The 20,770-nt window shown below is 67.0% G+C and carries 15 protein-coding genes; all 15 read right to left on the bottom strand.

Translation table 11 applies throughout. The features are described from left to right. Positions 1-714: 714 nt before the first annotated feature. The 15 genes from AB0J87_RS50345 to AB0J87_RS50415 all read right to left on the bottom strand — a co-directional run bounded on the left by AB0J87_RS50345 (position 715) and on the right by AB0J87_RS50415 (position 20,579). Positions 715-1,281 (bottom strand): hypothetical protein, encoded by a 567-nt coding sequence (locus tag AB0J87_RS50345; protein ID WP_363979641.1) that lies wholly within the window; start codon positions 1,279-1,281, stop codon positions 715-717. 186 nt (positions 1,282-1,467) lie between these two features. Beyond that, the gene (locus AB0J87_RS50350; protein WP_363979644.1) at positions 1,468-2,412 is read right to left on the bottom strand and encodes a DNA-processing protein DprA; all 945 of its coding nucleotides are present in this window, start codon (positions 2,410-2,412) and stop codon (positions 1,468-1,470) included. Positions 2,413-3,021: 609 nt separating this feature from the next. Continuing rightward, complete coding sequence (locus tag AB0J87_RS50355) at positions 3,022-3,939, bottom strand: endonuclease domain-containing protein (RefSeq protein WP_363979647.1); 918 nt, start codon at positions 3,937-3,939, stop codon at positions 3,022-3,024. A gap of 519 nt (positions 3,940-4,458) precedes the next feature. After that, a complete protein-coding gene (locus tag AB0J87_RS50360) occupies positions 4,459-7,632 on the bottom strand; it encodes a DEAD/DEAH box helicase family protein (protein WP_363979650.1) in 3,174 nt (1,057 codons plus the stop codon). Then, a complete protein-coding gene (locus AB0J87_RS50365; protein ID WP_363979653.1) occupies positions 7,632-8,882 on the bottom strand; it encodes a restriction endonuclease subunit S in 1,251 nt (416 codons plus the stop codon). The genes AB0J87_RS50360 and AB0J87_RS50365 overlap by 1 nt, the downstream gene beginning before the upstream one ends. After that, complete coding sequence (locus tag AB0J87_RS50370; protein WP_363979656.1) at positions 8,879-10,624, bottom strand: class I SAM-dependent DNA methyltransferase; 1,746 nt, start codon at positions 10,622-10,624, stop codon at positions 8,879-8,881. Before AB0J87_RS50370 ends, AB0J87_RS50365 begins: the two co-directional genes overlap by 4 nt. Before the next feature lie 612 nt (positions 10,625-11,236). Further along, positions 11,237-11,596, bottom strand: coding sequence for a hypothetical protein (locus tag AB0J87_RS50375; protein WP_363979658.1), 360 nt, complete (start codon positions 11,594-11,596; stop codon positions 11,237-11,239). Positions 11,597-11,721: 125 nt separating this feature from the next. Next, positions 11,722-12,873, bottom strand: coding sequence for a hypothetical protein (locus AB0J87_RS50380; protein ID WP_363979660.1), 1,152 nt, complete (start codon positions 12,871-12,873; stop codon positions 11,722-11,724). A 2-nt stretch (positions 12,874-12,875) separates the two neighbouring features. Next, positions 12,876-13,829, bottom strand: coding sequence for a thiopeptide-type bacteriocin biosynthesis protein (locus tag AB0J87_RS50385; RefSeq protein ID WP_363979662.1), 954 nt, complete (start codon positions 13,827-13,829; stop codon positions 12,876-12,878). Continuing rightward, positions 13,826-15,007, bottom strand: coding sequence for a lanthionine synthetase C family protein (locus tag AB0J87_RS50390; protein WP_363979665.1), 1,182 nt, complete (start codon positions 15,005-15,007; stop codon positions 13,826-13,828). Before AB0J87_RS50390 ends, AB0J87_RS50385 begins: the two co-directional genes overlap by 4 nt. Then, positions 15,004-18,060, bottom strand: coding sequence for a lantibiotic dehydratase (locus tag AB0J87_RS50395; protein ID WP_363979668.1), 3,057 nt, complete (start codon positions 18,058-18,060; stop codon positions 15,004-15,006). The genes AB0J87_RS50390 and AB0J87_RS50395 overlap by 4 nt, the downstream gene beginning before the upstream one ends. Positions 18,061-18,141: 81 nt before the next feature. After that, positions 18,142-18,339 carry an FxLD family lanthipeptide gene (locus tag AB0J87_RS50400; protein ID WP_350740391.1) on the bottom strand — a complete coding sequence of 66 codons (198 nt, stop codon included), beginning with the start codon at positions 18,337-18,339 and terminating at the stop codon, positions 18,142-18,144. Positions 18,340-18,405: 66 nt separating this feature from the next. After that, positions 18,406-19,635 (bottom strand): methyltransferase, FxLD system, encoded by a 1,230-nt coding sequence (fxlM, locus tag AB0J87_RS50405; RefSeq protein ID WP_363979671.1) that lies wholly within the window; start codon positions 19,633-19,635, stop codon positions 18,406-18,408. Between the two features lie 68 nt (positions 19,636-19,703). Further along, entirely contained in the window at positions 19,704-20,015 is a 312-nt protein-coding gene (locus AB0J87_RS50410) for a hypothetical protein (RefSeq protein ID WP_363979674.1), read from the bottom strand. A 354-nt stretch (positions 20,016-20,369) separates the two neighbouring features. After that, positions 20,370-20,579 (bottom strand): SAM-dependent methyltransferase, encoded by a 210-nt coding sequence (locus AB0J87_RS50415; protein ID WP_363979677.1) that lies wholly within the window; start codon positions 20,577-20,579, stop codon positions 20,370-20,372. Positions 20,580-20,770 lie beyond the last annotated feature (191 nt).

Raw genomic sequence — 20,770 nt, forward strand, 5'->3', positions numbered from 1 at the left:
AATCGGCACCCGCACCCCGGACGAACGTGTTCGCGTCGCTGGTGGAGCGAGGTAACGCTGGCAGTCGCGCTGTCAGTGGGTTCGACAACAGCAGGTGCTGGCTCATCGCGTACGAGTCGCGGAGCATGGCCTCGACTTCTCGCCAGTGTTCAGGACGCCGCATAGTGGAGTCGCCGCGGTCGTCGAGATACCCACACAAGGCCGATGAGGAGAGCCACGTCTGCGCGGGCTAAAACGGCGGTCTGCGTCCGCATCCGATCGAAGTAGACGCTGAAATGATCGGCCCACGACCACAAGGTGGGGGTCGCCGCTGGGTCCTTCACGCTCCTGGTCAAGGTCGTCCGGGAGGTCCGGCGCCCAGAACGGGCTGGCCTCGTCATCCTCGGCGTTCCTGTCATGCCGCTCAGCAGGTGGGCGAGCTGGAGGTCCGCGGCGACGTCACGGACCGGGCGGGCGACGATGCTGCTCCACCCGGTGCCTTGGGCGCCAGCGGCATCCGGGCTCCACTGTCGGTACAGGCCTACGTATAGGAACTTCACCTGGCGGTCGTCTCGCTAGGGCACGCTGCGCCGTCCTCGCCGAGATGACGAGTCGACGGCGCCCATGAGGTCAAGGACGTGCTTAGCGAGCTGGTGGATCGCTGGCGGTTTTTTGCGTTCACCAACACACCGGGCGGCCCGGTGCCTGGCCACGGCGGGCACCGGTTGCCGCAGCCTACCAGCGGGGCTGACGAGCTAACGCGAGCCCGATCACTCTGGCCGCGCCTGCTTCCTTCAGCCGGCGGGCGACAGCGTTAAGGGTGGTCCCGCTTGTGAACACATCGTCGTACAACATGATCGTGCGACTTACGACGCGGCCGGGGTCAGGAACGCGAAGGACCTCGTATACCGTCTGTCCAAGCGCCGTCCGTTCGCCGATGCTTCTCGTTTCGCGCATCTTGCCCGTGGCAGCGGTCTTCTCGATCAGTGGCGGGTCAAGGACGAACGGCAAGCTGCGCTCATCCTGCTCAAGCGCTTGCTGAATGACGAGCGCCGGGTGGTGCGGCCGCATTCCTTGCCCATAAGGGACCGGCCTGCCTGGATTTGGGATGATCGCGTGGACGCCGGCGAGCGTGCCCGGGTGGGTGTAGAGGTACCCGAGGATAATCCGGGCGTGAATGATGGCCCACCCTAAGGTGTTCTTCTTCAGCTGGTCGATGGTGACGGCGAGAGCCCCGGCGTTGACGCCGATGATTACGGTGCCATCAAACCGGCGCAGCGGAGAGGTGCACAGGGAGTTCATGCACTGTCGGCCAACCCCATCGAGCCGCTGATGGCAGACGGGGCATCCGGGGTTGGCCAGTTGACTGATCTGCTCGGACGCGCATGTGTAGCAGGTGGCTATGGGGCCAGTGGTCACGTACGGACACGTCCCGCATTGGGCAAATCCGTTAGGCGCGGGGCGCTCCCAGGCGCTCAGCATATCGGGCTACCCGAAGTCCAGCGCAAGTTGGTGACGGCGAGCGTCGGCCTGGTGTACCCGGTCCGGCTCAGAAAGGGCCGCGATGACGTCTTCCACTTTGTCAACCATGATGGCGCCTCTCGTGGCTACATACTTCTCGGCCCACGGTTGGGCTTCGGTGAGGCTGCGGAGCAGGAACACCTTCTTGCCGTGATCCAGCGCGATGCGGGCCTGCATCTTCGCACCGGAGGTGCTGGATGCCTCGATGACAACGCTGCCCTGGGCAATGCCGGACATGGTTACGTTGCGTCGCGGGAAGGTGTAGGTGGCGCCGGGGGCGTCCGGCCAGAACTGGGAGACGACCGCGCCAGCTCCCTTATCGATGATCTGCTCCTGTAGGGGCCGGTTCTCGGCCGGGTAGCAGCGCAGAATGCCGGTGCCTACGACGGCAATGGTTCGGCCTCCGGCTTCCAGGGCGGCGGTGTGGGCGGCGGTGTCGATGCCGCGGGCCAGACCTGAGACCACGGTGACGCCGCGCTCGGTCAGGAGGGTTGCCATGTTCCGGGCGCGGCGCAGGCCGATGTCGCTGGCCTGGCGGGTGCCGACGACTGCGACGCTACGTAGGTCGGCTTCAGCAATGTGGCCGCGGACGAACAGGAACGGCGGCAGGTTGTAGATCAGCCGCAGCGTCGGCGGGTAGTCCTCGTCGAGGACGGTGATGAGCCGCGCTCCATTCCGGGCGGAACGGTCGACGTCGGCCTGGGCCGCGGCCATGTGCCGGGTAAGGTCCTCGCGGCTGGCGCGGATGATCGTCTTGGCCTTGTCTGCCTCGTCGGATACTTCGAGTGTCTCGCCGTTCCATAGCCGGTCGATGCCGTCTGGGCGTTGCGCTTCACGTGCGAGCAGGTACCAGCTGGCGCCCTTCAGCTTGCACAGGGCGAGCAGCTTGGCCTGCTCCTCCGTTGTCCGCATACCTACTCTCCGGGAACTCATGTTCGGAATGCGCTGATCGGTTGTTTCTATCAAACGTTTGCGACAGACGGTACGGCGGGGTTGCACGCGTGCAACCTTGCGGCGGATTCACTCGCACGCATTCTTGTCCCGTTGTTAGCCCTGCGGCCAGCACTTCGGCATCTTTCGTTGCGCGTTCTTTCCCACGTCCCGTTCCACGTTCTTCCCCGCGTACTGTTCCCCGTGCTTCCCCGAGCACTCGTGCGCGTGCTGTATCTCCGAATCGCCATGGTGCCGTCAGCGGGTCCGGCGGCTGTGGCCGGGCACGCTGGAGGTCATGGGGTCGGCCATACCGGGCAGCGGCCGCAGATCTGCCGCCACCCTGACGGGGCGCGGCCGGGTTGCGCACGCTGGAGGAGGCCAGCCGGTCGGCCCAGAACGCCATCACCACGGCGTCGCGGGCGGCAGGAACTGGATGCCTCGGCGCCGGGAGGGCGGCGCCGAGAGGGCCATGGCAATCAGGGGCAGGACGCTCAGGAACCGCAGCAGTCGTGATCGTCGGGCTGGGGCCAGCGCAGCAGACCCTAGCGACGTGAGCAGCGGGTAGGGCGCCGGGCCGTAAGCGGTGGCTCAGCTCGCCAAGCGCCGGGCTTCCGCTCTGGCCTTGTTGCCTGCACGGAGCTTGTCGTAGTTCGGTTCGACCCGCACACCGTCGACACGGCTGAACAGCTGCAGGGCGTTGCTGTAGTAGCGCTCGCGATCTTCGCGAGGGCCGTAGTCCAAGAACTTCATGCTGCTGTTGCACTCGGGGCAGAGCAGCCCGCGCCACAGGTGGGTCTCGTGGTCGTGGTCGATCACCATGCGGTGCCGGCGGTCCGCAGGGACAGATTCGGCCTCAGGCCGGTTGCAGATCTGGCACTTGTGCCCCGCTGCGGCGCGGAGGGCTGCGACCTCGGCGGGCGAGATGCCGAAGTCCTTGCGGCGTCGCTTGGCCTCGTCCCGATCGTATTGGGTGACCGGAGTGTCGCGGTAGGGCATCAGGTCCAGCCGGTTGTCGCGGTAGTGCGCGAGGGCACGCAGGCGCCGTACGGATCCGTAGGGGGTTCCGCGGGTTACGTACCCGAGGTAGCGGGAGCAGCCGTCGAACGCGCGGCCGCGAGCGTTGGTGATGCTGCAGATCATGCCGACCCAGGTGCTCGGGTCCCAGAGGTGGCGATAGGGCTGAACCCCGCGCCAGCCCTGCTGGTCCGCTGGCGCCAGGCCGCTCACCAGCATCTCGCCGTTCTCGCAGATGTGGCATACTCTGCCGCCGAACTGTTCGATCTGGGCCTCAGAGAGTGAGTTTCCGCGCTTGGCGTGGGACTTGGTGCCTGGGTAGCAGCCCTCGGCGCCTCTACTGGACATACACGCCGTGCACAGGCCCACGCTGGGTCGCCACCACTTCTGGTCACGTTGGCACCCGCCCTCGCACTGGGTCTCGGAGGTGCAGCCGCAGGACATGCAGGGGCCGAACTCGGTGATGTCGCTCAGATAGTCCCGGTATGACATCTGGTCTCCCTTCGGACAGGGACGGGGGGTGAACATACCGTAGCTCTCCGCACCGACAGATCTCGCTCGACAAGCTGGCCGCCAGCGGGGACCGCTGCGGCCTAGTTCTCCGGCGGTGGTGGGGTTGTAGCGCGCGGCGGCTGTGGGCCGGCTGCCACCTTTGCGTGGCGTGGCCGGGTTGTGCACGACGCTGTTGGCGGGGGTGGCTCGGCCCAGAAACGCCATCACCACGGCGTCACCGGCCTCCGCGGACCGGCTCGAGGCTCCCACTGCGGGAGGATGCTCAGGGGCGGGATGGCGGGCCCGCCGTGGCGGTAGAGCTGGCGAGCGCCCATAGCTCTGAGAACGGGCCCCCTGTCCTCCCGCTTCACCAACCAGCTGGCGTAGACCCGGCGCTCAAACCACGGCCGACGAGGCAGGCTCAGCGAAACCCTCCAGGAGTACGCGCATGCGGCTTGGCCTGCATGGATGGGATTTTCGGCAGGCGCAAAGTGGAGGCCCCATCAGACCCGGAGCGGTTCAGGAAGAACTGTGAGGGGACGCCTCAAGATCCTGAGCAAGGCTGACCGGACCCTTGTCGATCGCAGCCTCGTAGAACGCGTCGGCGAGCGCCACGATGATCCCTTTGATGGCAGGCCCGTCGGTGAAGAAATAGTCAGCCATGGCGTTGTGCGCCTCCTGGTTATCGGCGACGACCTCAGTAACGGCGGACTGGAAGTCCTGCGACTCCATGAACTGCTTCTTCGAGTTCACTCGGGTCTGCTGGACCAGGTCCGGGTCGGCGAGCAGTCGCTGCACGAGCCCCTGCACGAACTCTCGGATCTGGGACTCGGCGAACGACTCGGCACCGAAGAGGTCGTTCATCTTGTCGATGACGACCTGGAGCGCGACGTACTTCGGCTCCTTCTTGGCGCCGGTTCCTGCCGCGCTGATCCCCTTCAGCTCACCGTCTCCGGTCAGCGAGATGTCAACCGCGATCTTCTTGGTGTGCTTCACACCGACCAGGACCACGTCCGAAAGGTCAACGTCGGCGCTCCACGAGGACTCGGCGATGACCTTCTCCAGAAGCCGGAGGAAGATCGAGAGCATCTCCATGTACGGGTCGCCGTAGTCGACGATCTGGCTCATGAAGTCGTAGAGCCGCACGTAGGTGGAGACGTCCTTGCGGAAGAGGTCGAGGATGTTGAGCGTGACCTTGTCCTCGGCCTCGATCGCTGCCGCATAGCGACGCCGGAAGTCATGCTGGGCCGGGCTGATCGCCGCCGAGAGCGCGTTGTTGCCCTTGCGGGTGACCCACAGTTCGGCGACCTGGCGGACCTGCTCCTCGGTGTAGATCCCCGCATGGGCGAGCTTGTTGGCAAGGTGTACGACGACGTACGGGTCGGTCTCGGTCTCCAGGGTGGCGTTGGTGAAGTACGGCTCGAAGGCGGCCCTAATGTCGTCGGGCTTGTTGGCGAAGTCGATGACGAACGTCTTGGCCTTCTGCTCCCCGCCGGCGGTTCGGTGGGTTCGGTTGAGCCGGGAGAGCGTCTGCACGGCGGTGACCCCGGAGAGCTTCTTGTCGACGTACATCGCCGACAGCAGCGGCTGGTCGAAGCCGGTCTGGAATTTGTTGGCGACCAACATGATCTTGTACGTCTCGCCCTTGAACGCCGCAGCCAGGTCGGCGCCCGCTCCAGGGTTCATCTTGGCCTCGGTGAACTCGTCATCCTTCGACGGCGCCGGCCCCCAATCCTGGCTCCACTCGTCGTTCTCGGTCATCGACACCGACCCAGAGAAGGCGACTAAAGCCCGGTAGTTGTACGACGCGTCCTCGGCAGCCCGCTTGGCGATGTAGGCGTCGATCGCCTTCCTGTACTTCACCGCGGCCTTGCGCGAGTCCGTGACGACCATCGCTTTCGCCTTGCCCTCCAGCAGGTGGGCGACGTTGGCGTGGAAGTGCTCGACGATGATCTGCACCTTCTGGCTGATGTTGGTTGGGTGCAGCTGCACCCACCGCATCAGCCCCTTGCGCGCAGCCGACTCCTCTACCTCCCCACCATCGCCGCTCTCAGCCTTGCCAGCGATCTTCAACGCGGTGTCGTAGGATTGGTAGCCCTTGAGCACGTCGAGGATGTAGTTCTCCTCGATCGCCTGCTTCATCGAGTACAGGTGGAACTCGCGCGGCTTGCCGTCCGGCCCCTTGCGGCCGAACAGCTCCAGGGTCTTGTTCTTCGGGGTTGCGGTGAAGGCGAAGTAGGAGATGTTCTCCGACTCGGCCCGCTCGGCCATCTCCGAGGCCAGGACCGCCTCGACGTCGATCGAGCCGCCCTCCTCGATCTCCTTGATCTCCTCGGCGGTCAGGACCTTCTTCAGCTTCGAGGAGATCTGCCCCGACTGCGAGGAGTGCGCCTCGTCCGCGATGACGGCGAACCGCTTACCCTTCAGACCGGAGTCGGCCCGGATCTCATCGAGTGCGTGCGGGAAGGTCTGTACCGTCACCGCGATGATCAGCTCGCCGTTCTTTAGTGCCCGCGCGAGCAGGCCGGACTTCGACTTCGCACCGGCCTTGCGCACGTCCTCGGGACTGATCGTCGCAACGATCTTCCCACTGCCGTCGATCTGCCGGATCGCGTCCTGAAGCTGCCCGTCGAGCACCGTGCGATCGACGACCACAATGACCGAGTCGAAGACCTTCTCGTCGTTGACGTGGAGCCGGGCGAGACGGTGCGCTGTCCAGGCGATCGTGTTCGTCTTCCCGGATCCCGCGGAGTGCTCGATCAGGTAACGCTGGCCGACACCCTCCTCAGCCACGGCGGCCACGATGTTCGTGACCGCCTCCCACTGGTGGAACCGGGGGAACAGCATGCTGGTACGGCGCACCGACGTGCCGGTCGCGACATCCCACTCCTCCTTAGACTCCACGATCATCAGCCGGCCGATGATGTTGAGCCAGGCGTGCTTTTCCCAGACCCGCTCCCACAGGTACGCCGTCGCCGACTTTCCGTCCGCACCGGGCGGGTTCCCGGCACCGTCGTCGAAGCCGGTGTTGAACGGCAGGAAGTGCGTCTCCCTGCCCTCCAGCCGGGTGGTCATCGCGGCGAGGTCGTTGGAGACCGCGAAGTGGACCAGCGCCCGGTGCCCGAACGACAGCAGCGGCTCGCGCCGACCGTTGGTCAGCGGGTTGCGGTCCTTCCGGTACTGCTGGACCGCCTCGTCCAGCGACTGGGTGAAATCGGTCTTCAGCTCCACAGTCGCGACCGGGAGCCCATTGACGAAGAACACCAGGTCGATGCTGCGCTGGTCAGCGGTCGAAAAACGCACCTGACGCATCACGCGCACCCGCATCGCCGCATACTCGGCGTTCGTCGTCTCGTTCAACGTCGTCTCGGGACGAAACTGCGCCATCTTCAACCGGCCACCGCCGATGTACTGCACTCCGGTACGCAGGATGTTCAACATCCCCCCGCCATGCTCCAGCGGCTTGTCAAGCGCCGTGGTCAGTACGTCGAGAAACTTCGCCTGTGATCCAGCCGCCTTCAACGCCTTCTCGTACGCCGACCTTTGTGTCGCCTCCAGCCACACGAACAGATCCTCGGAGAACAGGGCCCGCTCACGGTCGTAGCCGGTGTCGTTCGCCGAGTACAGCCAGCCACGGGCCGCGAGGTACTCACAGATCTCGGTCTCGAAGACGACCTCGTTGTGGTCAGCCATCACGCCGCCTCACGCACGTCGATCTGCCCCGTTACAGCAGCCGTGATCAGCGCCGCCCGGCGTTCCTTCGAGAGTTCGATGAACCGCTCGGTCTCCGCGATCAGGGTGTCGATCTTCGCTGTATGGTGATCGAGATCCGCGGCGATCCGCCGCTGGTGTTCGATCGGAGGTACGTAGACAGGAATCGCAACCACGTCTCCCATGTAGATCCCCGGCTGCGCTGACGTTTTCGCCCGGAGCGCAAGCTCATCCTGGAATTGCTTTGCTTGGATCTGGTGCCACAGGAATCTCGAATCTACAACGTCGTTTGGCCGCAAGAACGCCACGCTGCGCTGAAACGCGTGACTTTCATCGAGTTCGTAGACCGCAGTTTTTCCGATCGTGGCGCCGACGATGACCAAGAGAACGTCTCCACGCAACGGGTATCCGTTAGCGACGATCCTCGCCGCGTCAGAGTCGGAAATGAAGGACTCCTGACCATCTATCACGACGGCTCCGTTCATTACGTTCCGAGCGCCAAGAAGCGGGCGGCCCTCGCCGGATGCCAGTCGTTCGAAAGACCCGTGCGTACCGTCTTTGATACCCGCGAGCACATGTCCAAGCCGCGCCTTGCCCCAGCCAGTTCCGATTGCTGCAGAAACGACGGCACCACGGCGCTCGCGGAGCATCTCGATCAGGCGTTGCTGCTCCTCGATGAGCGTATCGATACGGGCGGTCTCGCGGTCGAGGTAGTCGGCGATGGCGCGCTGCTCGTCCAGCGGCGGAACCGGCAACGGCAGGTTGTCCAAGTCTGGCTGTTGCACGCGGCGGTCGAACGTCGTCTGTGCCCGCGTGTAGAGCAGGTACTGGTCAAGGTACGGCTGCGATCGCAGCAAGTAGTGAATGAACCGCGGGGTCAAGGAGGGGCGGGGCTTGAAGACCCGGTAATCGGGACTGACTGCGCCCGCCCGGCGCGACACGCCAATTCCACCGCCAATCAGCCACATCGGGTTGACCACGAGGTCACCGATCTCGGCGACAAGGTACCGCGGCAGGCTTGCGTCGTCAGGCTCCTGGCGTCCCCCCATCTCAGCGCGTGCGACCACCTCGCCCGTCGAGCGCAACGACAGCATCTCGTATTCGAGGTTGACATTTCTCCGATCGAGCCGGTCGAACACGCCCTTGAACCGCACGACCTGCCACAACTCAGGCAGGGTCTCCAGCAGCGCCTCAACCGCTCGATGTGCACCGATCAGCGTTCGGGCGCTCACCCTTCAACCTCCCGCAGCAGGTCGAGGATCTTGGCAACTTGCTTCTCCAAGTCGGCGTCGATCTCGGCGAGGGGGCGGGGTGGGACGTACTTGTAGAAGTGGCGGGTGAAGGGGATCTCATAGCCGATCTTGATCTTGGCCCAGTCGATCCAGGCGTCGGGTACGTGCGGCTTCACCTCGGTGTCGAAGTACGCCTGGATGACCTCGAACTTGCCCGCAGGTCCGGCGGTCGAGTCGCCGTAGGTGAACGGCACGTTCTCGGTGTCGCGCTTCTTCGGGTCGGGCTTCGGGTTGCGCTTGCGGTCGACGACGGGCTTACCGTCCTCCTCCAGCAGTGGCCGTTCGACAGCGATGGTCCAGTAGCCGAACTCGTCGTTGCGCAGCACCTTGGAGAAGTTGGGGTCGGCGTCGGTGAAGTCGGCGTACAGCCGGACGATCTTGGCGCGGTCGGCCTCGCTGATCTCGCGGCCCTTGCTGCCGAGGTTCTTGCGCATCTTGGTCCAGAACGAGGTGCCGTCGATGAGTTGGACCAGCCCTTTGCGATCGGGATGCTTGGTGTTGTCGAGGATCCAGATGTAGGTGGCGATGCCGGTGTTGAAGAACATGTTGGTCGGCAGCGCGACGATCGCGTCGACCAGGTCGTTCTCCAGCAGCCACTTCCGGATGTTGGACGGGCCGGACTCCGCGGCCCCGTTGAAGAGCGGCGAGCCGTTCATGACGATCCCGGCCCGGCCGCCGCCGTCCTCGGGAGCGCGCATCTTGTGCGCCAGATGCAGCAGGAACAGCATCTGCCCGTCCGAGGTGGCCGGCAGGCCCGGCGCGAACCGGCCGTACGGGCCGGCCTCGTCGCGCTCCTTGGTGACGGCCTTGGCGTACTGCTTCCAGTCCACGCCGTACGGCGGATTGGACATGCAGAAGTCGAACTGGCGGCCCTTGAAGGCGTCGTCGGTGAGCGTGTTGCCGAAGGCGATATTGGACGCGTCGTGACCCTTGGCAAGCAGGTCGGACTTGCAGATCGCGTACGACTGCGGATTGTACTCCTGGCCGTACAGGCTCAGCCGGGCGTCCGGGTTCTGCGCGAGCAGGTGCTCCTCAGCCAGGGCGAGCATGCCACCGGTGCCGGCGGTGGGGTCGTAGAGCGTGCGGACGATGCCCGACTCAGTCAGGGTGGCGTCCCTCTCGGCGAAGAGTAGGTCGACCAGCAGCCGGATCGCGTCACGCGGCGTGTAGTGGTCACCGGAGGTCTCGTTCGCGGCCTCGTTGAACTTGCGGATGATGTACTCGAACGCATCCCCCATGTCGGCGTTGGACACGACATTGGGATGCAGGTCGACGGCGCCGAAGGACTTCACGATCTCGCGCAGGAGACCGGCCTTCTCCAGGGCGATGATCTCCTTCTTGAAGTCGAAGTACTCGAACACATCGACATCGGCGGAGAACCGGTCGATGTAGTCGACGAGGTTGTCCTCAAGGCCGTCCGCGTCCTTCAGAAGGTTGGCGAAGCTGTACTTCGAGGTGTTGTAGAACGGCCGGCCAGTCTTCTTCTTGACCTCGATCCGGAGCCGGTTCGGGTTCTCGTATGCCGCGGCCAGGTCTCGGACGGTCTCGCGGTCCGGCTCCAGGATGCAATCGAGGCGCCGAAGGATCGTGAACGGGAGGATCACGTTCCCGTACTGGTTGGGGCGGTAGGGACCCCGAAGCTGGTCGGCGATTGACCAGATGAAACTACCTAGCGTGCTCACAAGGCTCCTCACAGGAATCGCTCAACATGCTTGGCTGCGCCGGCCCACTGGGCTAGTCGCGCCCTCGCAAGGCAACGCAAGTCCGCTGACGGGGGCGTTATGAGGCCATCTTCGCGCACCTCGGCCTCCTGCGTACGCGGGGAGTCAGGCGGAATTTCAGACCCGCCCGCATCGTAGCGGAGGGGGCCGACACAAGCGCGAGCAACGAAAGGTCAGGCAGCCTCGGCGAACTTCGCCTCGCACAGGCCGCACGGGATAGGGCCACTCTGAACCACCGCGCCGATGCCCAGATCCGGCGGACGGTTCCCGACATCCCCTTGGCCTAATCCCGGTGGCGTGTAGTGAGAGCCGTTCGGCCAGTCACGGCGGATCAGCGCGATGTCCTCGCCGCAGAAGCCGAGGCCGCCGGCGCGGATCTTACGCGGCGTAGGGAGCCGGATCTGTCATGCGGGCAGCATTGTCCCGCGCATGCCCGGGGAGGCGGCGAATGCCGAGCCTCCTCAGGCGAGCGTGGTCATTCCCGCCTTAGGTCACGGGAAGCAAGCCCGGTGGGGCCAGGGCGGCGCGGCCCTGCTGGAGGGATTGGTGCTCTTCCTCGACTCGGGTCAAGTGTTACCTCACGCTGGACCGGGAGATCCAGACGGGTAGGCGACAGGTTCCGAATGCGCGGCCCTCGCAGAGCTTGAAGGCCGTGATGCGGCTGAAGAAGGTGGAATCGGTGCCGCAGCCCCATCGCGCGCCGTTTCTGTCGATGACGGCCCACTTTTGCAGGTAGGAGGTGGCGTACTCGACCCGGACGGCTCGGCCGTCGTTGCTCAGATCGCATACCGTGATGTGCTTGCGGTCGGCCGAGATGGTGACCGAGCCCCAACCGGCCTCGTCGTGCCAGCCGTCTGCAACATGGGCGGATGCTGGGGAAGCGGTCAGCAGGGCAGCGAGGATAGTGGCCGCGAGGGTGATACGACTGGCCATGGTGAGGGTGTCCGTTCCGTGTGGGCGATCAGAACGGAGTCACTGTGGAACGCTGCGGGCAAGAAGTCCCGCAAGCCGAGTCGTCGCCACCATGGCTTGATCAACATTTGGTGCACGGGCGAACATCAAGATCCGGGCTGGCCGTCGAGGAGGCCGCACGGCCGGTTCGGTTGCAGAGCTGCGGTCAACACCTCAGTCGCGATCTTCGCCGAGCAGGTCAGCGTGTCCAGCAACGTTGCTGGCAACTTGCCCGCCCCCAAGCCAGAAGAGGCCACCAGACTGGCCAGCGCCTGTCGGTGCACGTCTGGCGTGTCTCCCAGAAGGCGGTGGGTGAGAGCATCCCGTGCGGCGTATCCGTCGCCGGACTCGATCACCTCCCTGGTCACCTGGGCGTGAACGTGATTGGCCGCAGCGATATCGGTGTTGCTGGCGAGGGTGGCCACAGTAAGCCCGAGCCGGGCCCGGAAGACCGCGTAGCCGGCGAGTGGTTTGTGCTCGAGGAAGTGTTCGATCATCACTTTTATGCTTTGGCTGGCCGCCGCTCCTCTCGGCTCGGCACACATCACGCGGAGGCAGGGAACGACCTGTTGCTCCCACGGTTCCGTGGGTGAGCTCTCCTCCAGCACGGCGCGCGCTCCCCCCGGCATGCCGCGCAGACAGTGAGCGATGATCGCGGCCTGCCGTCCTTCCATGAGGTGCAGACCGATGCCTTGGTGGGTTTTGGCGTGCGTGACCGCCTCGTCCCAACGGTCGGCGAGCGCCAAGGCGCGGATGCCGTCCGCGAGGTACTGCAGCCAGACCCATTCGCGCAGCTTGTAATGCTCCTGTCGGGTGCCGGAGAGATCGGTCAGTGGCAGCGTGCGATTCTCGATCACCAGGTCGGTGCCGTCCCTGACCGCCTGGTACATCGCATCCAGCAGTCGTAGCGCCTGCTGTCCGGCGTCGGCGCGGATCTGGAGCCGGGCGAGGTTGAGCGCGGGTTCGAGCATGTACCTTGCCTGGTGGACGGTCAGATGGTGACCGGCCTCACGGTAGATGTTGATGTGCTGCCAGCACAGGTCGCGGGCCAGATCCGGGAGGCCGCAGTCGCTGGCTAGCAGTGCGGCCTTGTTGAGCGCGTGAGCCCCTTCGTGCAGCGTGTCAGCGTCCTGGCGCGCGGCGGTGTCGGCAATGTCGGCGATCTCCTGGACCCGCTCCGGGAGAGAAGGACAGCAGGGCCGGGCACGGCCGACGAGAGGGAAGCGGCGAACGACGGCGTGCAACGTGGTGAGATCCATGGTCAGCTCCCGGGCAGGAAGACGGCCGCGGCTGCGCGGGAGAGGATGCTCTGCCTGGCGGCCGACAGGCCGAGCCGGTTCCAGTGAAAGATCAGGACGTGGGTGAGAAGCGCGCGCAGCCCGCGGTCGAGGCGGCCTTCGGCCGCAGCGCGGCCGAGTTGGTCGCCAGCGGCCTGCCAGGAGGCGAGCCAGGGCGCGGCGAACGCGACGGGCCCGCCGGGAGCGAACGGACCCTCCTCGACATGCGCAGGTACGGCCAGCAGCGTGCGCACGTTGGCGGCCAGCTTCTCGATGCGGGCGGTATCGGCGTCGGCAGGCAATGGCCGCACTTGGGCCACGCGGGCGAAGACGTCGCCGCGCTCGAACCAGTCCAGGCCCGCCACTTGGAGCAGGGCGTTGATGAGCACGATGGACAGTTCACGGCGGCCGAGGCCGGGAGCGTTCTGGCGGGCGTACTCGAGGACGCCGCGGCTGTCGGCGCAGAACAGGTCATGCGCGGCCTGCACTCCGGTCGGGCCGCCGAACGCGGCGGTTTCCGGCTCGTACACGGTCGGCCACCAGCGGACGAGTACCCCGGCTGTGGTCATCTCGCCGAGCGTCTGGTCGACGGTCGGGATGTCGGCGTCGCGCAGGCGTAGCCGCCAGCAGGGGTGTTTACGCAGGAACCACCATCCGTCGATCGCCCCGCACGCCTGGAGTTCCTCCAGGCGTGGCCCGAGCTGGTGGGCGCCGATCTTCTCGGCAGCATCCCAGTCAGCGAACTGGACGCGTAGCTGATACCAGCCCGCCTCGGCGCGGCGTTCGAGCGCCGCGAGCCCGGCGGCCTGGTACGCGATGGCGGCTTCATCGAGTTCGGCGGGGTCCACACCGATGTCGGCGGCTGCGGTGTTCAGGTCTGCCCCTGAGAGGAGGGCGAGGACGCCGGCGGCGAGTTGGTGCGGCGCGGCGGTGGTCAAGTGATGAGGAGGCATGCGTCCCATCCCGAACGTGGGGGTGTGGTGTGCCGTGCGGTTTCCAGGGCCAGGCCCACCCCGGCGGGCCCGGTTGGCAGACCTTCGGTGTCGTCCTGGTCGGCCGTCGCGTGCTGGGCGAGGGCGGTCGCGAGCGCGGGGAGCCGTCGGCGGATCGCGGGGTTGTGGGTGTCAAGGCCAGCCCGGTAGGCGGTCTGATAAACCCCGGCCATGCCGTGGCACAGGCCTGGCTCAGTGATCTTCTGGAGTTGCTGGTCGGTCAGGCAGTCGGCCATGGCCTTTTCGGCGATCCCGCGCCGGATCGGGTCGCGGGTGGCGAGGGCGGCGAGTTGCTGGGCGCGGGCGATCCCGGCTGCGCCGTAGCACCACGACGGCCGGCCCGGGCCGGGCTGAGTGGTACGGCCGGTGCGTAGCTCCTCGTGGGTGAGCCACTGCGGCCACCAGGCTCCGTCCGGTGAGTCCTGGCGCCACTGGTCGAACCATCCGCCCAGGGCTTCGATCGCGTCGGCTTGGCCGGGCACCGTGCAGCCGCGCAGGGCGGCGAGGGACAGCAGGGCGAGCAGCCCGGCCGCGCCGTGCGCGAGGCCGAGGTTGACGTGCCCGCCAGGGGTCGGCAGGAGCGGGTCCGGGTCGTGGGCCACCCACCAACCAGGCAGCTCCATACCGTCCACGCGGCGCGGCTTGGTCAACCGGGTCACGTAGCTGAGAATGCCGGCGAGCAGGTCACTGCCCGATACCCGTAGGAGCAGCAGCGCCCCGATGCCGGTCAGCCCGCGGAACAGGTCGTATTCGGCGAACGTGGCAGGTGCCCGTCGTCTGATGCGTTCCGCTGCGGTGGCCAGGCGTCGCTGGGCTAGCCGCGCGAGGTGCTTGTCGAGGGCGCGGGCCGCCGCCTGGTAGCGCGGATTACCTCCTGTGCTGGCGGCGTGCAGGACGAACGCGATAGCCGGTGTCCCGTAGTAGAGCCCGGCGTGCGGTGCGCTGTCGATGGGTCCGGCGGTGGCCTGCCGGATGTGGGCGTGAGCGCTGTTCCAGTCTCCAGTGCCGGTCAGGGCTCGCTCGATATGCAGGAGCGCAGTCGCGGCCGTGGCCTTGGTCAAGGATTGGCTCGCGATCTCTTGCCTGGTGAGCGTCACGACCTCGGGCGCTGTACGGCCGTTCACAGGACACCTGCCAAGGCGAGGCGGTGCAGCGCAGACGCGCGGGCGAGGCGGCCCGTCACCTTCTCAAACTCCGGGTCGACGCCGAGCGCTCGAACGTGATGGTCGTGCAGCAAGGTCCGCAGCACCGTGGCCGGGCCGCGCTGTAGGGCGAGAACGCGATGGTAGGCGGCCAGCGCCGCATCGCGGGTCCGCCACGCGGCGGCGACGGTTTCGCCGCCTGGGAGAGCGCGCACGGCCCGGTAGTCGTCGGTGGGGTCGCCCCAGTCGAGCGTGTGGTCACGCAATGTGCGATCGAGCGGGCCGGTTTGCTGCTCCAGACAACGGATGAGCGCCCAATAACCGGTGGCAGAGTCGGGAGCGAACGCGGCGGCGAGGTGCGCCATCGAGGCGGCGGCCAGCGCCTGGCCAGGCAGACGGGCGGTGTCGGCCATCATGATCTGCGCGATGGCCGCTTGGGTGTCGGCGGCGAACACCTGCTCGGCCGCCGTCAGGGCCGCGCCTTCGCCGTACCGGCCGGGCTGCTCCTGGTAGGTGGCCAAAGTGAGCTGTGCGGGCAGGCCGCCTGCCTCCAGGCGGGCGGCGAACGCGGCCAGGCTCGCCGTGACCAGCTCGTACTGGCCGGGGTCGGCCAGGCGCAGGAACACGGCGAGATGCTGGTCGGCGTCGAGCCGGATCATGTCGCGGTGGCGGCGCACCCACCAGGCGGTGACGAGGTCGGCGGCCTCGGCGGCGAAGGGCGGCAGGTGCCGGGTGAGGATGTCATCGAATCGGGCGGGGTTGCCCATCAGGTGGGCGCACACCACTGCGGCGGCACCCGGCCGGTGGGTAATGCCTGGGCCCGCCGTGGTGGGGAGGCGGCGGGGCGGCGGGTTGGCGACGGTCATGGGGATCAGCAGCTCGGCCGGTCGGCCGATCCAGTTCAACCCGGTCTGTGGGTGGTCGTCTTGAAGCTCGACCTGTCCGGTTCGCTCCAGCTGTGTCCGGAGGACGGCGCGGTCCATCGGCTGATCGAGGTCGAGTGGGAGCCGGAGGTCCTCGTGGCAGAGCTGGACACGCGCTGGTAGGCGCCACCGGCGCCGCCACACCCGCAGTGCCGCGTCCCAGTCGTGGCTGGTGGTGGGTAGGTCTGTGGTGGTGAGGAGCCAGCGGGCGGCGGCCAGGACGGTGCGCCGGTAACGGATGCGCGGCAGGTACGGCAGTGTGCGGGCGGCACCGTAGTTGAACGGCCGGTAGACCGCGCTGCGGGCACCGGCGATCTCAGCGAGGAACCGGGCCAGCGGCGGCGTCTGCAGGGCGGTGTCCAACGCATGGGGCACTCTGGGGGCCACGCGCCGGCCGGTGGAGGGTTGCACCAGGTACAGGTGGGCGGCGTCGGCTGTGACCGCCAGGTCGTCAACGCCGATCGCGTCGTCGCCGGGATGCTCGCCCAGGTGCACGAGGTGCGGGACGAGCGGTGGGACCCGTGTGACGTTCTCATTGTGGGGGCGACGGGGCGGGAAGGAGAGCTGCGCCGCCACGGCGTCAGCGTCGCAATATGTGTGGGAGGCGGCGAGCCGCGCACGATCGTCCTCGTCCAGCAGGTGGGCGAATCGTCCGGCCATGCTGGTGCAGGCGCGGGGGTTGGCAACGACGCGCAGGTCGAACTCGCCGCGGTTGATCGCCTCCGTGGAGGTGGCGTGCAGGGTGACGCCGAGCTCGATACGTTGCGGCGGCACTACGGTGTCGTGGTCGCCCACGGTCAACGCCTGGATGTCCGCCTCGGTGAGGGTGATTTGGTCGGTTCCTGCCATGGCGGCTTTTTGGATGAGGGCCAGCAGGTGGGCGTCTCGCTCGGTGAGCATGCGCCAGGTGGGCCGGGCGCGTGGGGCGCCGAGATAGCCGCTGGGGAAGCCGAGCCCGGAGTCGGCCACGAGCTCTTTCACCGGTACGAGAGCACCGGGGCCGTAGCGGGCGAGAAACCGGGCGTGGTAGTCCATCCACGCGGTGCGGCCGAACGGCTCGGTGGACAGGCGCAGCAGGACGGTGGCGGCGCGCGCCGCCTCCTCCAACACCGCCTCGGGGACGGCGATCCGCGCGTCGAGGGACACGTCGACGGCCAGCCTAGGGCGCGGGGCGAGCGCGGCCATAAGGGTGCTGGTCGCGACGCGGATCGCGGCGGCCTGCTCGGGACCGGAGGTGTTGTGGTGGGCCAGCAGGTCGCGGATGTCTTCAAGGTGGCGCAGCAGCGCCTTGACGTCGGTCAGGTCCTCGCCGCCCGCTTTGTGCAGGACGTCGATGAGATGTTGCAGCGGATCGGCGACCGTCATCGGTGGGCGCAGGTTGGTGATCAGGATGTGCTGGTCCACCAGCGTGTGCAGCAGTGCGAGGATCTTTGCCTGCGAGGTGTCGGGGAAGTGCGCGGCCAGTTCAGCGGCGAGCTGGTCGAACCGGATCGGCGTCGCGGCTACGGCCAGCACGAACCGCACGGGCCGGGTCAGACGCACCGACACCTCGTGCATCGGGCCGGGGATGCGCGCGTCGCCCTGCGCCCGGGTGGTCAGGATGAAGCGGCCGTCGCGGGCGATCCCGAAGCTGTCGGCGACCACCGTCAGTCGCTGGCGCAGGTCGTGATGCTGCTCGATCTGGTCGATTAGGCGGGTGAGCCAGTCCGCGTCCACTCGGGCGAACGCCTGGTGCCGGGTGCCGAGGTCGGCTTTCGCGGGCCCGATGTCGGCTGTGGTGACTCCGGCGAACAGCCCGAACGGGGTCGGGCGGCGCTGCCAGCGCAGCAGGTAGGCGACGGTGGACAGCACGGCGCGTCGCATGTCGTTGGCCGATGCCGTGGCAGAGCTGCACAAGCCGTCGACGCGGGCAGCCAATGCGGGGCTGGCCATGCGCAGGGCCTCCCGTACGTCGCTGCGGGCCCACACTTTGGCCAGCCACGCCCGGCCTTTCTTCAGGATGACGGTGGGGTCGTTCAGATCGAGGTGCGCAGGTAGTTCGAGATTGCCCGGGTCGGTGCTCGCTCGCACCATGATCAGGCCAGTGTGCTGGTAGCGCGGGGGGACGCTCATCGTGATCCCCTCTTATAGGTCGGTGGTGAGCCGCGCCGCCGGCGCCCACGCGGCTCGTGGGCGCCGGTGGCAGAGAGTGGTTCAGGAAGGGTCGTTAGAGCTGGTGGTACACGCGCTGGTGCTGCACGAGGTGCCGCACCCGTCGTCAGTGGCGCACATCATGGTCACCAGCGGCGTGGTGGCTTCCACGACGCGCATGTCCAGCTCGAACTCCTCATCGGCCGCGACGTCCGCAGGGTTCAGAACATCGGTGGCGTCGAGGGTCAGCAGTGGAGCCATCTGATCACACTCCTTGCATTCCGGGGTTGGGTGTGGGCATCCTGGCCCGCCCGGGTGGGCGGTCACTCAGCCGGTGGGCCAGGAAATCGTGACAAGACCGTGGGTCTTGTTGAGGACCGCCGTACCTGCTGGGACGGCGGGGGTGTTGCCGGTTGGCCAGTAGGCGAAGGTGGGCTCCGGCCGGTTTCTGGCCTGCTCGTGCCACGCCTGGATCTGGGCGACTATCGCGTTCGCCGCCTCCTGGCCGTGTGGACCGTAGGCTCCTGCCCCGAACTCCACGCCCGCGCCCTCCAGCGCGGGCCGCACCGCAAGGTAGGCGAAGGAGTCGCCGAGCACTCCGGCGAAGGGGAACCAGGTCTTGCGCTCCTGGGCCAGCTCGCTTCCCTCATCAACGGCCAGCTTGCAGAAGCCGGGCAGGAAGCTCGCGAACCACAGGTGCAGGTCGGCGAACGACACCCCGTGCTCGATCGTGACGCCGGACCATGCCTCGCTGCGGTCGCCGGCCAGTACCCCGTCCAGCAGGTTGGGGTTGTCGGGTGCTCCGTCGTCGAACCGGAGCGTGATGGTGTGGCCGTGCGGGTCGGGCAGGCGGAATTCCCTGTCGTTGTGCTGACCGGCTCCCTGCATGGGGACGAACCCGCACACCACGGCGGAGGTGCTGACGAGGTGGTCGTTCGTGCGGCGCAACGCGATGGAGCGGCTGATGCCGTTCATCCGCAACGGCACCACGAGCGTGCCGCCTTCGGCCAACTGGCGTAGCCAGGCCGGGGCCAGGTCCCACGCGCCGACCGTCACGATGATCGCGTTGAACGGCCCGAACCCGTGAAGCTCGTGCTCGGCGTCGGCGGTGAGCACCGTGACCCGGTTGCCGTACCCGGCGGCGTCCAGAAGCGTGATGGCGCGCTCGGTTACCTCCGGGTCGATGTCCACGCTGACCACCTGGCCGTTTGGCCCGACGACTTCGGCCAGCATTGCCGCGTTGACGCCACCGGAGCCGATTTCCAGCACGGCCATGCCCGGCTCCAGCCGCGCCTGCTCGATCATCGCCACCTGGATGTACGCGGCGCTGACGGAGGAGATCGCGACACCGTGCTCGTCCTTCTTGGTCACCACCGCGCTGTCGGCCTGGTAGGTGACTTCCAGCGGGGTTCCGGCCGGCACGAACGCGTGCCGAGGTACCGTGCGGAACGCCGCTTCGACCTGGGCCGAGGCGATGAATCCGGCCTCCTTGAGCTCGTCCGCGAGCTTGTCCCTCAGCTCGGCGGCCCGGGCTTGGTCGATGGTCTCGTCATTCACAGATGGGTCTCCTTGCGTTGTGTTGTCTGGTGGGCGGCTTCGCGGAGAGGGCTTGGTGCGGCGCGGGTTCACGCTGACCGGGCCGAGCATTCCTGTCCACCGGACGTGCCGAGGAGAATGTGGTGTCCCGGTTGGTCGCCGTCGCCTCGGTGGTGATGGGTTGCCCGGTGCTGCGTGACGAGAGCCGTGTAGACGGCGGTGATGGTCTTGGCGTCCCTGCCGCGCCCGGTCTCCTGGTAGCCGCCGTTTCCGTCCGGGTGCAGCACGAGCGATTGGCCGCCCTCGGAAGCCAGTTCGTAGGCGCCGCAGCAGGACGTGTGTCTGACGCGGAGGATGGCGCCGCTGGAGGTGTACGTCTCCCACGCGGGGTCGGCGGGCACAAGCGGCGGTGCAGCCGTGCGTGTTCGATCGTTTTGGTCAGTGGCGTCGGACGCGGGAAGACGGCGTCTCGTCATCATCGGCTACTTCCCTGGACGGTTCGGCTCGGTCGAGCGGACACGAGCGGGAGGTCTGGCATGCGCCAGCCTGGGGGCGCTACACGGTCCATGAGAGCCAGCAGGTGGGCGGGCACGGCCGCCCGGAGGATGAGTCCACCGGGAGGGCAGTCGCGTCCCCGGTAGTAGGCGATGAACGTGCGCTCGTAGAGTGAATACTCCACGTGGAACCAGCCGCGGGCAGTCTCCTCCAACTCATGAACGGTCTTGCGCGCTGCCTCATCAGCGGCAGCTTCGACCTCACGCGCCACCATGATGGGCTTCTCCTGGAGAGGGGATGGTCGATGGCGCAGGCGATGTCGGGATACCTGTGCCCAGATCAACGAGCTGCTGGATGCCCACCGTGACGACGGTTTCTGCCGCGCGAGCCAAGAACTCCCGGTCTGCCCGCGCCGTAGCGCGCACTCGGGTCCACTCTGGGGGTGACGCTGTGGTCGGTTCAGCAGTCATCGCGAGCCTCAATGGTCGGGAGCGCACTGAGCGCTCACCGTTGCTTGTCTGGAAACGGGCCAAAAGGGTCTAAAAGGACTACGAGAGCCGCGATTGTCGGGCACCCCTCGCAGGCACTCCGGTGTTACCTGTGCAGCATCCGTCAAGTGGGGGCACGATGGAGGGGCACACCAAGCGTGCCCACACCGTGC

The sequence above is a fragment of the Nonomuraea sp. NPDC049625 genome, from assembly GCF_040675285.1.
In the GTDB taxonomy this organism is placed as follows: Bacteria; Actinomycetota; Actinomycetes; order Streptosporangiales; family Streptosporangiaceae; genus Nonomuraea; species Nonomuraea angiospora_A.

Coding starts and splice junctions, on each gene's coding strand:
- AB0J87_RS50395 (WP_363979668.1), bottom strand. CDS start 18,060: ATGAGCGTCCCCCCGCGCTACCAGCACACTGGCCTGATCATGGTGCGA.
- AB0J87_RS50415 (WP_363979677.1), bottom strand. CDS start 20,579: ATGACTGCTGAACCGACCACAGCGTCACCCCCAGAGTGGACCCGAGTG.
- AB0J87_RS50380 (WP_363979660.1), bottom strand. CDS start 12,873: ATGGATCTCACCACGTTGCACGCCGTCGTTCGCCGCTTCCCTCTCGTC.
- AB0J87_RS50345 (WP_363979641.1), bottom strand. CDS start 1,281: ATGAACTCCCTGTGCACCTCTCCGCTGCGCCGGTTTGATGGCACCGTA.
- AB0J87_RS50355 (WP_363979647.1), bottom strand. CDS start 3,939: ATGTCATACCGGGACTATCTGAGCGACATCACCGAGTTCGGCCCCTGC.
- AB0J87_RS50360 (WP_363979650.1), bottom strand. CDS start 7,632: ATGGCTGACCACAACGAGGTCGTCTTCGAGACCGAGATCTGTGAGTAC.
- AB0J87_RS50350 (WP_363979644.1), bottom strand. CDS start 2,412: ATGCGGACAACGGAGGAGCAGGCCAAGCTGCTCGCCCTGTGCAAGCTG.
- AB0J87_RS50400 (WP_350740391.1), bottom strand. CDS start 18,339: ATGGCTCCACTGCTGACCCTCGACGCCACCGATGTTCTGAACCCTGCG.
- AB0J87_RS50375 (WP_363979658.1), bottom strand. CDS start 11,596: ATGGCCAGTCGTATCACCCTCGCGGCCACTATCCTCGCTGCCCTGCTG.